Genomic DNA, 15,237 nt, shown 5'->3' on the forward strand with positions numbered 1-15,237 from the left:
TGGTTTTGAAAGAACTCCCTTACCAGGCCAAAGCAGTGATTGGCCGTCGTGAAATGGTCTATTTGCCAGATCTGGGACTTCATCTGTGCTGCAAAGCAGACACAGGGGCGCGTACCTCGGCGTTGCACGCCGAGGAGATCCAGACCCATGAAGATGAAGAAGGTCAGCTATGGGTCAGCTTTATTACCCATAGCGGTGGGCCTGAAACCCCGGCTCACCGCCTGAAGGTGCATTTACACGACCGCCGACGGGTGACCAGCTCGAACGGACACGCTGAATGGCGTTATGTGATCCGCACTCCAATGCGCCTGGGTGACCTCAACTTTCCGGTTGAGCTGAGCCTTGCGGACCGCAGTAATATGCGACACCCCATGCTATTGGGGCGGCGTGCAATGCGCCGTTTGCTGGTGGCACCGGGGGCTGCGTTTTTACACGGCGAACCTTAAGTTTGTTAGCATTCCACGCTGGCTTTCCACTTCCTCTTTCACTACGCCCCTTCGACTAGGCTTGGAGTTTCGCATGCACATCGCTTTGCTTTCCCGTAATCGCAACCTCTACTCCACGCGCCGCCTGGTGGAAGCCGCTGAAAGTCGTGGACACACTGCGCGAGTGGTTGACACCCTGCGCTGCTATATGAGCATTGCCTCACACCACCCGTCGATTCACTATAAGGGGCAGGAAATCGAGCCTTTCGACGCGGTCATCCCGCGGATTGGTTCATCCGTCACCTTTTATGGCTGCGCGGTGCTCCGTCAATTCGAAATGATGGGTACCTACGTTATCAACGATAACGTCTCGATCACGCGTTCAAGGGATAAGCTGCGCTCGCTTCAATTGCTGTCACGCAAAGGGTTGGGGCTTCCCATTACCGGCTTTGCCCACTCGCCGGATGACATTCCCGACCTGATCACCATGGTAAAGAGTGCCCCGCTGGTCATTAAGCTGCTGGAGGGCACCCAGGGCATTGGCGTGGTATTGGCTGAAACCAATCAGGCGGCGGAGTCGGTCATTCAGGCCTTCATGGGCATGAAAGCCAACATTATGGTGCAGGAGTACATCAAGGAAGCACGCGGTGCTGATATTCGCTGTTTCGTGATCGGTGATAAAGTCGTGGCCTCTATGAAGCGTCAGGCGGCCGACGGTGAATTCCGCTCGAACCTGCACCGCGGCGGCACCGCCAGCGTCATCCGGATTACGCCTGAAGAGCGCTCCACCGCCATCCGCGCGGCCAAGGCCATGGGGCTGCGGGTTGCAGGTGTCGACTTGTTGCGCTCCAATCATGGCCCGGTGATCATGGAGGTGAACTCCTCTCCCGGTTTGCATGGCATCGAAAGTGCCACGGGCAAAGACATCGCCAGCATGATTATTGAACACATCGAAAAAAATGCCATGCCGGCGCGTAAAGCACCACCCAAGCCGAAAGGCTAACCGGTCTGCGCAAAAATAATTCGTCAAGGGGGTGGCAAATCTAGCGCGCCCCCGCCACAATCTGCGTCACCGAAGGAGGTAGACGCTCATGTTTCTCGACAATCGCCAAGTGGCGATGGACAGCGCATTGGAAGCGCTGGCCGATAGCATTGATTATTTCCAGGACAATATAGAACGCCTGCGCCCTTCCCTGCGCGAAGCATTGAAGCCGCATTACGCTGCACGCCTAGAATCCATGCACCAGTTGCAGGACCTGGCACGGACGCATCTGAAGATGCTGCCCCGGGACGCTGACGTTGAGCGCGACGACTTTCTATGGCTCTGGAGCCGTCTGAAAAGTTTTGTCGGCAACGACAGTCAAGTGCTGATCAACGAGCTGCTGGAGCAGGAGCGCGTCTTGATGCAGGCGTTGTCAACGCTCTTCACTCATCCGCTACCTGCCCCCATCGAGCCGGTTATCGAAGATTGCATGAAGGGCTGTCGTCAGCTGATCCGCGAGCTATACGAACTGCAAAAACGCAAAACAAGCCGCTAATCCGTGCGCTCGGGTAAGGTTTGAATAGGCTCCGGCGGGCCTAGAAAGTAAGGCTCGCGCCCCCAGATATACAAATCACCGAGCGTGGCCACCCTGGCCGCCCACTCGCGCATCAGCACGTGCCAGCCACCGACTCCATCGCGCTCTTCAGCAACACAGCCAGTCACCTCCATGCCCAATGCATGGGCAATGTATATCGCCCTGGGCAAGTGCCAGTCCTGGGTAATCAATACCGCCTGGTCCAACTGAAAAACGTCGCGCGCTCTTGCCAGGGTGTCGTAGGTGCTGAAACCGGCAAAGTCCATTGTCAGCTGCTCAGGGGCAACGCCTCGGCGCGTCAAGTCTCGCCACATGGCGCGGGGTTCATTATAGGCCTGAGTACGATTATCGCCCGACAGCAGCAGATGCTGTACTTTTTGGTGGTCAACCAGTCGGGCGGCGGTGCGCATTCGCGCATGGAAATGAGGGTTGCGCATGCCGCTGCGTGTCCAGTTCGAGGTGCCAAAGACGATGCCTACCTCGGTGGGTACACACTGGGGAAGTTGTTCATGGATATAAGCGCTTGTTCGCCCCAGAATCCATAGATTGGCACCTACAAATAGCAATGTCGCCAGGAGCAGCAAGGCTCCCAGCGACATTAACAGACGCGATATCCATCTGATCAGCGGTATACGCATTTAGCGTGCCGTCCCGCCGTTAGAACATACCCAGCTCAAGCTTCGCCTCTTCGCTCATCATGTCACGGCTCCAGGGCGGGCTGAAGACAATCTCGGTATGCACCTTGCTGATCTGCGGCGCGCCAAGGATCTTGTTACGCGCGTCGGCAGCAATCACATCGCCCATGCCACAACCAGGGGCGGTGAGCGTCATACGAATGGTCACCATCCGTTCACCACTGATCAGTCGCTCGATCCGGCAGCCGTAAACCAGCCCCAGGTCGACGATATTGACAGGTATCTCAGGGTCAAAGCATGTCCGCAGTTGATCCCAGACGAACTGCTCGATTTCGTCTTCCGTGGCATCTTCGTGCAGCGTTGGTCGCGGCAATGGAGGAAGCCCCAGCGCATCCAGGTTGCTGCCTTCAATCAAGAACAACCGCCCCTCAAAGCCGACACTAACCGTACTGCCCTTGGCCTGCATGACGCTTACAACGCTATCTTCAGGCAACTGCTCGGTGCTGCCAAACGGTATCGCGATCGCTTCCACATCACGCTGAAGCGGTAAACTTTGTCCACGCTGCAAACTGGCTACTTGCTCGATATCCATAAGCTCCCTTAGCGCACCATTCCGATAACGCGGTTGAGCGCCGCTACAAAGGTGTCTACCTCTTCAAGGGTATTATACGCAGCAAATGAGGCCCGACACGTTGCTTCTACCCCAAAGTGATGCAGGAGCGGTTGAGCGCAGTGATGCCCCGTACGGATCGCTACGCCCAACTGGTCGATCAACAGGCCAATATCCTGGGCATGCACCCCGTCAACCACGAAGGATAGCACGCCTGCCTTGTTCGGTGCGGTACCCAGAATACGCAGCCCGTCCACTTGGCTGACCGCCTGGGTGGCGTGATCAAGCAATACGCCTTCCCAGGCACTGATCGCCTCGACCCCGACACCTTCCATCCACTCAAGGGCGCGACCCAAGGCAATGACTTCGGCAATTGCCGGTGTACCCGCCTCGAACTTGTGCGGAATAGCAGCAAAGGTAGTGCCCGCGTCAAAGGAAACGGTGTCGATCATCTCACCGCCACCCTGCCAGGGAGGCATTGCTTCCAGCAGCGCTTTTTTGCCATACAGCACACCAACGCCGGTAGGCCCGTAGACCTTATGCCCCGAGAAGGCATAGAAATCGGCATCGATGTCCTGTACGTCAACCCGTTGATGCGGCGCGGCCTGGGCGCCATCGACAAGGGTCAAGGCGCCAAACTGATGCGCCAGCGACGTCATCTCTTTAACGGGATTGATGGTACCTAACGCATTGGACACGTGATTGACCGCGACCAGCTTGGTACGCTCGCTCAACAGTTCCCGATAGGCGTCCATATCCAGCGCGCCATTTGCGTCCACGGGAATGACCTTGATGGTAAACCCGCGCTCGGCTGCCAGCAGTTGCCAGGGCACGATGTTGGAATGGTGCTCCAGCATCGATATCAGCACCTCATCGCCAGGATGCAGTTGGGTGCGCCCCCAGCTTTGAGCCACCAGGTTAATCGCCTCGGTGGTGCCTCGGGTAAAGATAATCTGACGCGCGTCTTCCGCATTGAGAAACCCTTTCACCCGCTGACGCGTGCCCTCAAACGCCGCGGTGGCCTCATCGGCCAGGGTGTGCAGACCACGGTGAATGTTGGCGTTATAGCGCGAGTAGTAATCGCTGAATACGTCTATCACTGGCTGCGGCGTCTGGCTGGTCGCCGCATTGTCCAGGTAGATCAGCGGCTTGCCGTTAACCTCGCGGCTAAGCACCGGGAATTCCCGGCGCAGCGCGGCCACGTCATAGCGCGCGCTGTCTTGCTCCAAGGGCGTCTCAATCACGGTATGGGGCATCGATAGCTCCTTGATTAGTCGTTGAGCGAAACCGCTGCTTCTACCAACCCGGCAAGGTTGAAACGCTCTGGCAATTTACCGGCGACGGCAAGCTCCACGCGCTCGGCCACGGCATCCAGCGCCACCTGCTCCAGCACTTCACCGGCAAACGCCAGTGTCAGCAAACCGCGAGCGGTCGCTTCGTCGATTCCCCGGGTGCGCAATGCGTAGATGGCTTCTTCATCGAGCTGGCCGGTGGTCGTGCCGTGGGAGCACTTGACGTCGTCCGCGTAGATTTCGAGCTCAGGCTTGGCGTCGATGTGAGCACGGTCGGAAAGCAACAGGTTCTGGTTGCTCTGGAAACCTTCTATCTTCTGGCTGTCGCGTTTGACATATACCTTGCCGTTAAACACGCCGTGGGCACGGTCATCCAGAATGCCCTTGTAGTTCTCGTTGGAGAACGTCAGCGGCGCATTATGATTGACCTTGGTGTGATTATCGACGTGCTGGCGACCCTGGCCGAAGAACAGCCCGAGGAAATTGGTTTCAGCCCCCTGGCCGTTCAAATCACTGATCAGGTCGTTACGCACCAGCGCACCGCCCAGATTCAAGTTGTAGGAGCTATACCGGGTATCGCGGCCTTGCTCGACATGGATACTGGCCACGTGCATATCGCCCAGCGGTGCTTCCTGAAGCTTGTAGTGGTTCAGAATCGCACCACGGTCCAGCATCAGCTCAGCCACCACGTTGGTGAAATTCGTGGCATCGGTTTGACCGGCGTAATGTTCGATCAGCGTCGCTTCGCTGCGGCTACCCGCTTCTACCAGAATACGCGGATGGCTCATCACTGGCGTACCGGCACGGGAAAGGAATTGCAGCAGAATGGGCTTTTCAACCACTGTCCCCGGCGCGATGCGTACCACGGCACCTTCTTCCATAAACGCCGTATTGAGTGCCGCGAAGGCGGAAAAATCCACGCTTGTCAGACGACCCAACGGCCCGCCAACGGCTTCATGATTGTCGGTCAGCGCCTTGGACAGCGGCAGCACCTGAACGCTATCGGGCAGTGCCTCCAGATCAGACAGCGCTGATGAAAACACGCCGTCGACAAACGTCAGCCGGTAGGCATCCAGGGGCAGCGTCAATGCGGCTGCCTGGGCCTGGGAGAACTCGGCACTTTCCGCCAGGGCAAAATTGCCCTGGGCAATAGAGCGAACATCGGTGTATTTCCACTCTTCATCACGGCGCGTGGGAAAGCCAACGGCCTCGAAGCGTGCCGCGCCAGCCTGACGGCGAGCCGCGATCCAGGTCGGCTCAGCGTCGCGCTGTTGGCTACGCGCGTTCAGCGTGTCCAAAAACGTTTGCGTATCGCTCATGCCGCAGACTCCTCAATGCCTTCGTACCCGTTGGCTTCCAGCTCTTTGGCAAGCTCTGCATCGCCGGTTTTGACAATGCGCCCGTCGACCAGAACGTGAACCTTGTCCGGGACGATGTAATCGAGCAGGCGCTGGTAGTGGGTCACCAGCAGAATCGCGCGGTCTTGGGCGCGCAGGCTGTTGACCCCGTCGGCAACGACTTTCATGGCGTCGATATCAAGCCCCGAGTCAATCTCGTCAAGCATGGCGAGCTTGGGTTGCAGCACCAGCATTTGCAGAATTTCGTTGCGCTTCTTCTCGCCGCCAGAAAAGCCTTCGTTGACCGCACGCTGCAAAAAGCTGGCATCCATCTTCATCAGGCCAAGCTTCTCTTTCACCAGCTTCATGAACTCAGGTGCAGGCAACTCGTCTTCACCACGCGCGGCACGCTGGGCGTTGAGGGCGGCTTTGAGCAGGTAGATATTTTTTACCCCGGGAATTTCGACCGGGTACTGGAAACCCAACAGCAGGCCTGCCTGGGCACGCTCTTCGATTTCCATTTCCAGCACGTCCTGACCCTTGAAGGTAATGCTGCCCTGGGTGACCTCGTAGCCATCCTTGCCCGCAATTACCGCCGACAGCGTGGATTTACCCGCGCCGTTAGGGCCCATCAGCGCATGCACTTCGCCCTCGTTGATTGTCAGGCTGAGGCCTTTGAGAATCTCGCTGCCTTCGACGGTGACGTGTAAATCTTTAACTTCCAACATAGTAAAAACCCTTCAAATGCTTACAGATCGCTTACGCGACGCTCATAAAAGTTGTCTGGTACCGTGGCGCGCTTAGCCTACCGCGCCTTCCAGTGTCACGTTCAGGAGCGCTTCGGCCTCGACCGCGAACTCCATCGGCAATTCCTGGAACACGTCCTTGCAGAAGCCGTTAACGATCATGCTGACCGCGTCTTCCTCGGTGATACCCCGGCTCTGGCAGTAGAACAGCTGGTCTTCACCAATTTTGGACGTGGTCGCTTCGTGTTCAATCTTGGCCGTGCTGTTACCTATTTCCTGGTACGGGAAGGTATGCGCACCTGACTTGTCACCTATCAGCAGCGAGTCGCACTGGGTAAAGTTACGGGCTCCTTTGGCGCGCGGGCCGATTTTCACCAGACCCCGGTAGGACTGGTCGCTCTTACCGGCAGAGATACCCTTGGCGACGATATAGGACCGGGTGCCCTCGCCGATGTGGATCATCTTGGTACCGGTATCGGCCTGCTGGCGGCCGTTAGTCACGGCGACAGAATAGAACTCGCCGATACTGTCTTTACCGCGTAGCACGCAGGAGGGGTACTTCCAGGTGATGGCTGATCCGGTTTCAACCTGGGTCCAGCTGATCCGCGAACGCGCGCCGCGGCATTCGCCACGCTTGGTCACGAAGTTGTAAATACCGCCCTTGCCGTCTTCATCGCCGGGATACCAGTTCTGGACCGTGGAATACTTGATATAGGCATCGTCCAGTGCGACAAGCTCTACCACCGCCGCGTGCAGCTGGTTTTCGTCGCGCATCGGCGCGGTGCAGCCTTCCAGATAGGAAACCTGAGCCCGGCTTTCACAGATGATCAGCGTACGCTCGAACTGGCCGGTGTTGGCCGCATTGATACGGAAGTAGGTCGACAGCTCCATCGGGCAGGTCACGCCTTCCGGCACGAAGACAAAGGACCCGTCGGTGAACACGGCAGAGTTCAACGCCGCAAAATAGTTGTCGTTTTGTGGCACCACGGTCCCCAGGTACTGTTTAACCAGTTCCGGGTAGTCACGGATCGCCTCAGAGATCGAACAGAAGATGACACCGGCCTCGGCGAGCTGCTTCTTGAAGGTGGTGGCCACCGATACCGAGTCGAACACGGCATCTACCGCAACACCGGCAAGCGCTGCCCGCTCATGCAGCGGAATGCCCAGTTTCTCGTAGGTTTCCAGTAGCTTGGGATCGACTTCGTCGAGGCTCTGGGGACGATCTTCGGGACGCTTCGGTGCACTGAAGTAGGAAATCGACTGGTAATCGATCGGCGGATAATTCAGGTGCGCCCAGGAAGGCTCTTTCATTTCCTGCCATTTGTGGAACGCCTCCAAGCGCCACTCCAGCATCCACTCCGGCTCACCTTTCTTTTTGGAGATAAAGGCGATGGTGTTTTCGTCCAGGCCAGGTGGCAGGGTGTCGCTTTCGATATCTGTTACAAAGCCTTCTTTGTAATCGCGACGAACCAACTGTTCCATTTCTTCGGTTGCCATGGTCATACCCTCCGGGCAGTTGGGTGGCGAGGTTAGCTCGCCGTCAATAAGAGATAAGTGCCTGTATCGGTCATGCTGATCATGCGGTAGCTGCCGATAGACTTATGCTTTGAATTGGTAGCTGTACGGGTAGCTTGATCGGTGTGGTGTCGGCCAAATGTGCAAGCGTCACGCTTTCAAGCAGTGTGCGAATGGCGAGCGATACGCGCTGCCAGTTGTCCGCCACACCACAGGTGGCCACGAGCTCGCAGTCACCTTCCGCCTGGCTGCACTCGGTCATTGCCACAGGGCCTTCAATGGCAGAGATAATGTCTGCCGCCGAAATCTGGGAGGCAGGCCGGGCAAGCCGGTAGCCGCCCTGGGCGCCGCGCTGTGACTCAAGAAGTCCTGCTTTCACCAGCATTTTGAGCGTTTTGCTTACCGTCGGATGAGGCAGCTGCACCGCATCGGCCAGGTCTGCCGCCGCATGTGACGCCTGTGACTGACGGGCAATCTGCGCCATGACCACGGCGGCATAGTCTGTCAGCCGGGAAAGCTTAAGCATGTCGACTCCCATTAGCCATTGCATTTGGCCTATCCACTCAATTGAGTACCATTTTAGTCCTGTATAAATTTGATGTGAAGCCCTTCTGCAAATTCCTTATCAAATAGCGCAATTTCCTGACACGTTCGCCGCTGATAACATCAAAAAAGCTAATCATTATCATTCAATGAAACTATCAGACTGCTGGGCGAGATGCTGCGCGAAAAAACCCGCGAGGATTTCGCGGGTTTCATCAGAGAACGAGGGGAAAATGATCGTCCCCTGTTGCCGTGGCAGCGTCAATCGCGCTGATAGGTGCCGACCAGTCGGTTCATGCCTAACAGGTTTGGCTCGATTTCACGCAGCAACTCGTTGAGTGTCAGCCCTTCGGGCAAGGCCGTTTGATGGTCAAGCGCCAGCACCCAAAAATAATAATAATGCGTACCATGGCCTTCTGGCGGCATGGGGCCACCATACCCCTGGTTGCCGAAGTCATTGGCACCGGCGGTGCCCAGCGCCGTATTTTCACTCAGCTCGTTGAGATCGCCCGGCAGGTTATACAGCACCCAATGAACAAACCCGTAGGTGCCGTCTTTAACCAGCGGCGCATCGGGGTCGTGGCAAACAACGGCGAAACCCTTGGTACCCTCGGGTGCGCCCTGCCAAGCCAGTGCAGGCGATACATCATCTTGCTCGGCACTATGCTTTGCGGGAATCGCTTGATGATTCGCAAAGGCACTGCTGGTTACCTGCATTGAAGATAGAGCAAACGCCATATTTCTCTCCTTGATCTTCCAGTGAGAAGTGCCAAAAGCCTTGTCGAAAAGCGCAGCGTTGTCAATGTCATCAGGTGACAAGCCCTTTACTGGGGCGGCCAGCGACCTTCACGCTTCAAGCGTTTCTCCACCCAGTGATCGTAGTAACGGCGCAACGCCTGCTTGATGCCAGGCAAACCGATCAACCATGCCGCGGGATAAAATAACGGTATCCGCTGCATGAGTAACCGATAGGCATCAATACCCTCAATCATGCGCCCGTCACTCAGCTCAATATGCAGCGATCGCAAGGCAGCTTCCGGCGCTATTCCCTTGTCGCGCAGGCGTTGCTGATGCTCGGTCACACCGAACCAGTCAATATCCCTGGCGCGCTTACCTGCCCAGCGCTCAAAGCGCCGTCGATCTTTGCGGCAGCCAGGGCAGATCGCATCGTAATACACGTTGATCATGGCATTCGTGGGCATATAGGCTCTTGGAACAGGTGGATAGTTAGTGTGGCATGTTGCTGCAACGACGCAAACCTCATCCCCACAGGTTACCTCATGAAACAGCTACTCATCGTTGCCCATACTCCTTCATCGAACACCCAGGCGCTCAGCGATGCAGCTTATCGTGGTGCGACACACACCGACCTTGAAAACGTGCGCTGCGTGGTCAAGACCCCTTTCGAGGCTGGTCCTGACGATGTACTGGCCTGCGATGGCATCCTGCTTGGCACTACGGAAAACCTGGGTTATATGAGCGGTGCGCTCAAGGATTTTTTCGATCGCAGCTACTACGGCGTCATAGAGGAAAAACAGGGCCTACCTTGTGCCCTATACATTCGTGCCGGGCTTGACGGGACCGGCACACGACGAGCGGTGGAAAGCATCGTTTCCGGCCTGCGCTGGCGGTGGGTACAGCCACCCCTCATCCTGCAGGGAAGATGGCAGGAGGACTTTGCCGCTCAGGTGGAGGAGTTGGGGCTCTATTTAGCGTTCAGCCTGGATAATGGCATTGTATAACGCTGCAAAGCCTGCCTTACTATAAAAAAGCATGTCATGCTGGTCGTATCATATAGATACCTTCACCACCGCCGGTGTGCTTACCATTACAATGTCTACATTCAGGTAGCTACTATGCACAACGTCATCGCCTTTTATGATGATCGTGTACTTGCCCACGAACCCAACATCGACGCCGATTTTTTACCTGACAGGATCGACAAGCGAATACGCAACCTACTCGACGGACTGCCAGTTCCCTGGAAATACCCCGAACATCCAGGGCGGCTAGGCGCTATTCAACAGTTGCTTAAAAAATCCCCCATTGATGGGCTGATAATCGAAGGCGGCAAAGCCGCCACCCATGAGCAGTTAGCACGGGTACACACGACCTCCTACCTAAGCGACATTTTTAGCTTACGGGGTAAAAATGCCTGGCTGGATGTGGATACCACAGCGGTATCACCCGGCAGCGTCGATGCGGCAGAAGTGGCAGCCGGAACAGCCATTGCCGCTGTCGAAGCCGTCATGGAAAAACGCACCAAGAGCGCGTTTGCCCTCATCAGACCGCCTGGCCACCATGCTGAACCCGTTCGTGCTCGAGGCTTTTGTTTATTTAACAATGTCGCGGTTGCTGCAGCCCATGCGCGAAGCGCCCTGGGCTGTGAACGCGTACTGATCGTTGATTGGGATGCTCACCACGGCAATGGCACCCAGGATATTTTTTGGGCCGAGCCCGATGTCATGTTTTTCGACATACACCGCGCCGCGCCTTTTTACCCTGGTTCAGGCCACCTGGATGAGGTTGGTGCCGGCCTCGGCGAAGGCACCACCATCAATGTTCCACTGCCTGCCGGCGCCGGCGACGAGGCCTTCCTCAAGGCGTTCCGCGACATTCTGGCACCGGCGGCTGCGTGGTTTAAACCGGATATTATTCTCGTCTCCGCCGGGTTTGATCCGCACTGGCACGACTTGGCACTCAATGTCTCCTACGACGGGTTTGGCGCACTAACCGGCTTTCTACAACAGTTGGCTGAGCAACACTGCGATGGCCGCCTGGTCTTCGTACTGGAAGGGGGTTATAACCTGGAATCGCTGGCTAACGGCACGCGAGCCGTCCTTGCGGTACTCGCAGGCAATACCGTACCGGTGCCCGATACCTGCGGTATTGCCGAAGTCCAAGCGGCAGCGGATTTTCACCGCACGGCATTTCAGTCTGAATAGCCTCTTCTAAAATAGGGCTTCGCAAATAAAAACGGCACCTCATGAGGTGCCGTTTTTACTATCTGACGGGGACCGCGTGGTTATTTCAACCGCTCAAACACCGTCGCAACGCCCTGCCCCATGCCGATACACATCGTGGCAAGGCCCAAGGTCGTGTCGCGCTGCTGCATGACGTTTAACAATGTGGTGCAGATACGCGAGCCCGAGCAGCCCAGCGGGTGCCCCAGCGCGATGGCACCGCCGTGCAGGTTCACCTTTTCGTCCATGGCATCCAGGAAACCCAGGTCTTTCAGCACGGGAATGCCCTGAGCGGCAAAGGCTTCGTTGAGCTCGACGGTCTGAATATCCGCAGCGGAAAGCCCAGCGGCTTTCAGCGCCTTCTTGGAGGCAGGCACCGGCCCATAACCCATGATGGACGCATCACACCCTGCCACGCCGGTAGACAGCACCTTGGCAATCGGCTCGAGCCCCAGGGCCTGGGCGCGCTCGTAGCTCATCACCGCCATGGCGGAAGCGCCCACCGACAGCGCCGAAGAGGTACCTGCCGTCACGGTACCGTTGCGGGGGTCAAACACCGGCTTGAGGTTAGCCATCGATTCCAGGCTGGCATCAGGACGAATCACTTCGTCATTTTTGACCATCACCTTGAAGCCTTGCTGGTCGTGGCCTTCGACGCCGATGATTTCGTTGTCAAAGTAGCCTTTTTCCATCGCCGCCTGGGCACGCTGGTGGGAGCGTACGCCAAACTTGTCCTGGTCCTCACGGGAAACGCCGTGCATCTTGCCCAGCAGCTCAGCGGTCAGGCCCATCATCATGGCGGCTTTTGCGGCGTGCTTGCTGGCCGCGGGGTTGACGTCAACGCCATGAGTCATGGGCACATGTTCCATGTGCTCGACGCCGCCGATGATGTAGAAATCCCCCATACCGGCCTTGATATTGGCCGAGGCGATATGCAGCGCGCTCATGGAAGAGCCACATAGCCGGTTGACGGTCTGCGCCGGTACCGAGCGCGGAATACCCGTCATGATGGCCGCGTTACGGGCAATGTTCATCGACTGTTCAAGCGTCTGGTTAACACATCCCCAAATCACGTCGTCGACTTCTGTGGCATCCAGGTTGGCGTTGCGCTGAAACAAGGCCTGCATGGCAGCCGCGGACAAATTTTCAGCCCGGACGTTGCGGAAAGCGCCATTTTTGGCTTTTGCCATGGCGGTACGTACGGCGTCGACCACCACGATATCTCTCGGATTCAAACTCATCATATTTCTCCTGTACGTGGTGACTTAGGCCTGGGCGCCAGCGGCATAGAAAGACTCATTGTTTTCAGCCATTTGACGTAGCTTGTCGGTAGGCGCGTAGAGCGGCCCCAGCTCCTCGGCCAAGCCCTCGGCCAGCTTGACGAATTCGGCCACGCCCATGGCATCGATGTAGCGCAGTGCGCCACCGCGGAACGGCGGGAAGCCGATACCGTAAATCAGCGCCATGTCGGCTTCGGCAGGCGTCTCGACAATCCCGTCTTCCAGGCAGCGAACGGTCTCCAGGCACAGCGGCACCATCATGCGGGCAATGATGTCCTCGTCGGAAAACTCCTTGTGCTCTTTGACGACCTCTTTGACCAAGGCGTAAGCCTGATCGTCGCTGACTTTCTTGGGCTTACCTTTCTTGTCCTCTTCGTAGGCGTAAAAGCCCTTGTCATTCTTCTGGCCAAGGCGCTCGTTGTCGTACATGACCTGGATGGCGGTCTTGCCATCCCGCGCCATACGATCGGGGAAGCCTTCGGCCATGACCTCATTGGCGTGAACCGCCGTATCCATGCCGACCACGTCAAGCAGATAGGCAGGGCCCATGGGCCAGCCAAATTTCTCCATGACTTTGTCGACCTGCTGGAAGTCGGCGCCTTGCTCGACAAGTAAGCTAAAGCCACCGAAGTAAGGGAACAGCACCCGGTTGACCAGGAACCCAGGGCAGTCGTTGACCACGATCGGCGTCTTGCCCATGGCCCGCGCGTAGGCGACTGTGGCGGCCACCGCGGCATCCGAGGTTTTCTCGCCGCGGATCACTTCCACCAGCGGCATGCGGTGCACCGGGTTGAAGAAGTGCATACCGCAGAAGTTTTCCGGACGCTTCAGGTTCTTGGCCAGGCGGTTGATCGAAATGGTCGAGGTGTTGGAAGTGAGAATGGTGTTTTCACCGACGACCCCTTCGACCTCCGTGAGCACCGCGTCTTTGACTTTCGGGTTCTCAACGACTGCTTCGACGACCAGATCGACATTGCCGAAATCACCGTAGGAGAGCGTCGGGCGAATATTGCTAAGCTTTTCGGCCATCTGCTCGGTAGTCAGCTTGTTGCGCTCCACCTGCTTGGCAAACAGCTTGCGAGCTTCCTTGAGGCCCAGCTCGATGGCGTCATCCTTGATATCTTTCATCAGGATGGGCGTGCCTTTGGAAGCACTCTGATAGGCAATACCGCCGCCCATGATACCGGCGCCCAGCACGGCCGTTTGCTTCACCGGCTGCGCCTGCTTTTCGTACTTGCTGCCCTTTTTCTTGACCACCTGGTCGTTGAGGAACAGCCCCACCAGATTGAATGCCACGCTGCTCAGCGCCAGCTTGGCAAAGGCCTTGGCCTCGATCGCCTGGGCACGACCACGCTCCTCGCCAGCGCCCTTCTGGATCACCTTGATCGCTTCAATCGGCGCAGGATAATGCGGCCCTGCTTTGCCTGCCACATAGCCCTTGGCGGTTTCAAAGGCCATCATCTGCTCGATGGCGTTAAGTTTGAGCGGGCTGGTCTTTTCTTCTCGACGCGCCTGATAGTCAAGCTCACCGCTGTTGGCGCGGTCGAGAATATCCAGTGCAGCGTCCTGGAGCAGCTCATGGGCAACCACCGCGTCGACGGCCCCCATCTTGAGCGCCGCATCAGCCCGATTCTCAGTGCCACCGGCAATCCATTCAATCGCGTTGTCGGCACCGATCAGCCGCGGCAGGCGCACACAGCCGCCCCAGCCCGGCAGAATGCCCAGTTTTGTTTCCGGCAGACCGATCTTGGCTTTTTCGCTCATGACGCGGAAGTCGGCGGCCAGCAGTACTTCACAGCCGCCACCCAGCGCCAGGCCATTAATCGCTGCTACCGTGGGGAAAGGCAGGTCTTCAATGGCGTTGAAGATGCCATGTACCCGATCAAGCATCTCGGCAATCTGCTCCTCGCCCTTGGAGAACATGCCGTGAAATTCGGTAATGTCGGCACCGACAATAAAGGCTTCTTTGGCACTGCCAATGACCAGCCCCTGCACCCCGGTTTCGGCCTGAAGGGCGTTGACGGCCTCTCCCAGCTCTGTCATCACTGCGCTGGACAGCTTGTTGACGGACTCATCTTTCAAATCGAAAGTGAGCATTGCGATGTCATTACCACCATGGGTGTCACGACGTTCCACCGTGATGGCATTGCCTTGATAGATCATCCGCGCTCTCTCCACAAGTTCGGGCGGTCCCGAGCAGCGGGACACACCTCGCATTTCATACGGTCGTTTGATTGCGTAAGCTTGGTTGAGTTACCCAAGAACGTCAAGCCCTGACTTTCGGCTAATTCCACATACCCCTTCGACCAGCGCT

The 15,237-nt window shown here is 57.3% G+C and carries 16 protein-coding genes; 5 read left to right on the forward strand and 11 right to left on the reverse strand.

What is annotated here, in order from left to right; all coding sequences use genetic code 11:
• Positions 1-5: 5 nt before the first annotated feature.
• The 3 genes from BMX75_RS15135 (at position 6) to BMX75_RS15145 (ending at position 1,963) form a co-directional block, all read left to right on the forward strand.
• The gene (locus BMX75_RS15135) at positions 6-446 is read left to right on the forward strand and encodes an ATP-dependent zinc protease family protein (protein ID WP_066317365.1); all 441 of its coding nucleotides are present in this window, start codon (positions 6-8) and stop codon (positions 444-446) included.
• Positions 447-519: 73 nt separating this feature from the next.
• Positions 520-1,428 (forward strand): 30S ribosomal protein S6--L-glutamate ligase, encoded by a 909-nt coding sequence (rimK, locus tag BMX75_RS15140; RefSeq protein WP_066317374.1) that lies wholly within the window; start codon positions 520-522, stop codon positions 1,426-1,428.
• Positions 1,429-1,516: 88 nt separating this feature from the next.
• On the forward strand, positions 1,517-1,963 hold the full coding sequence (locus BMX75_RS15145) for a hypothetical protein (protein ID WP_066317376.1): 447 nt from the start codon (positions 1,517-1,519) through the stop codon (positions 1,961-1,963).
• Here the strand turns inward: BMX75_RS15145 and BMX75_RS15150 are convergent.
• From BMX75_RS15150 to BMX75_RS15190, 9 genes are all read right to left on the reverse strand, one after another.
• Positions 1,960-2,640: a SanA/YdcF family protein gene (locus BMX75_RS15150; RefSeq protein ID WP_092829343.1), complete on the reverse strand. Its 681-nt coding sequence runs from the start codon at positions 2,638-2,640 to the stop codon at positions 1,960-1,962. The two genes, BMX75_RS15145 and BMX75_RS15150, sit on opposite strands and share 4 nt — an antisense overlap.
• Before the next feature lie 19 nt (positions 2,641-2,659).
• Entirely contained in the window at positions 2,660-3,229 is a 570-nt protein-coding gene (gene sufT, locus BMX75_RS15155; RefSeq protein WP_066317380.1) for a putative Fe-S cluster assembly protein SufT, read from the reverse strand.
• A gap of 8 nt (positions 3,230-3,237) precedes the next feature.
• A complete protein-coding gene (locus BMX75_RS15160; RefSeq protein ID WP_092829345.1) occupies positions 3,238-4,503 on the reverse strand; it encodes an aminotransferase class V-fold PLP-dependent enzyme in 1,266 nt (421 codons plus the stop codon).
• A gap of 14 nt (positions 4,504-4,517) precedes the next feature.
• A complete protein-coding gene (gene sufD, locus BMX75_RS15165) occupies positions 4,518-5,858 on the reverse strand; it encodes a Fe-S cluster assembly protein SufD (protein ID WP_092829347.1) in 1,341 nt (446 codons plus the stop codon).
• Positions 5,855-6,604: a Fe-S cluster assembly ATPase SufC gene (gene sufC / locus BMX75_RS15170; protein ID WP_066317385.1), complete on the reverse strand. Its 750-nt coding sequence runs from the start codon at positions 6,602-6,604 to the stop codon at positions 5,855-5,857. Before sufC ends, sufD begins: the two co-directional genes overlap by 4 nt.
• A gap of 72 nt (positions 6,605-6,676) precedes the next feature.
• Positions 6,677-8,119 carry a Fe-S cluster assembly protein SufB gene (gene sufB / locus BMX75_RS15175; protein ID WP_066317469.1) on the reverse strand — a complete coding sequence of 481 codons (1,443 nt, stop codon included), beginning with the start codon at positions 8,117-8,119 and terminating at the stop codon, positions 6,677-6,679.
• Positions 8,120-8,198: 79 nt separating this feature from the next.
• Complete coding sequence (locus tag BMX75_RS15180; RefSeq protein WP_066317387.1) at positions 8,199-8,663, reverse strand: SUF system Fe-S cluster assembly regulator; 465 nt, start codon at positions 8,661-8,663, stop codon at positions 8,199-8,201.
• A gap of 278 nt (positions 8,664-8,941) precedes the next feature.
• On the reverse strand, positions 8,942-9,418 hold the full coding sequence (locus BMX75_RS15185; protein ID WP_066317389.1) for a YbhB/YbcL family Raf kinase inhibitor-like protein: 477 nt from the start codon (positions 9,416-9,418) through the stop codon (positions 8,942-8,944).
• 86 nt (positions 9,419-9,504) lie between these two features.
• Entirely contained in the window at positions 9,505-9,882 is a 378-nt protein-coding gene (locus tag BMX75_RS15190) for a DCC1-like thiol-disulfide oxidoreductase family protein (RefSeq protein ID WP_092829349.1), read from the reverse strand.
• Positions 9,883-9,960: 78 nt separating this feature from the next.
• Here BMX75_RS15190 and BMX75_RS15195 point away from each other — a divergent pair, with 78 nt between their 5' ends.
• Both BMX75_RS15195 and BMX75_RS15200 read left to right on the forward strand, forming a co-directional pair.
• Positions 9,961-10,422: a flavodoxin family protein gene (locus BMX75_RS15195; RefSeq protein WP_092829351.1), complete on the forward strand. Its 462-nt coding sequence runs from the start codon at positions 9,961-9,963 to the stop codon at positions 10,420-10,422.
• Between the two features lie 114 nt (positions 10,423-10,536).
• Positions 10,537-11,625: a histone deacetylase family protein gene (locus BMX75_RS15200; RefSeq protein WP_092829353.1), complete on the forward strand. Its 1,089-nt coding sequence runs from the start codon at positions 10,537-10,539 to the stop codon at positions 11,623-11,625.
• Between the two features lie 80 nt (positions 11,626-11,705).
• Here BMX75_RS15200 and fadA read toward each other — a convergent pair whose 3' ends face one another.
• Entirely contained in the window at positions 11,706-12,884 is a 1,179-nt protein-coding gene (gene fadA / locus BMX75_RS15205; protein ID WP_092829355.1) for an acetyl-CoA C-acyltransferase FadA, read from the reverse strand.
• 24 nt (positions 12,885-12,908) lie between these two features.
• Positions 12,909-15,086: a fatty acid oxidation complex subunit alpha FadB gene (gene fadB, locus BMX75_RS15210; protein ID WP_092829357.1), complete on the reverse strand. Its 2,178-nt coding sequence runs from the start codon at positions 15,084-15,086 to the stop codon at positions 12,909-12,911.
• Between the last annotated feature and the right edge of the window lie 151 nt (positions 15,087-15,237).

It is taken from the genome of Vreelandella subterranea (assembly GCF_900111305.1).
Classification (GTDB): Bacteria; Pseudomonadota; Gammaproteobacteria; order Pseudomonadales; family Halomonadaceae; genus Vreelandella; species Vreelandella subterranea.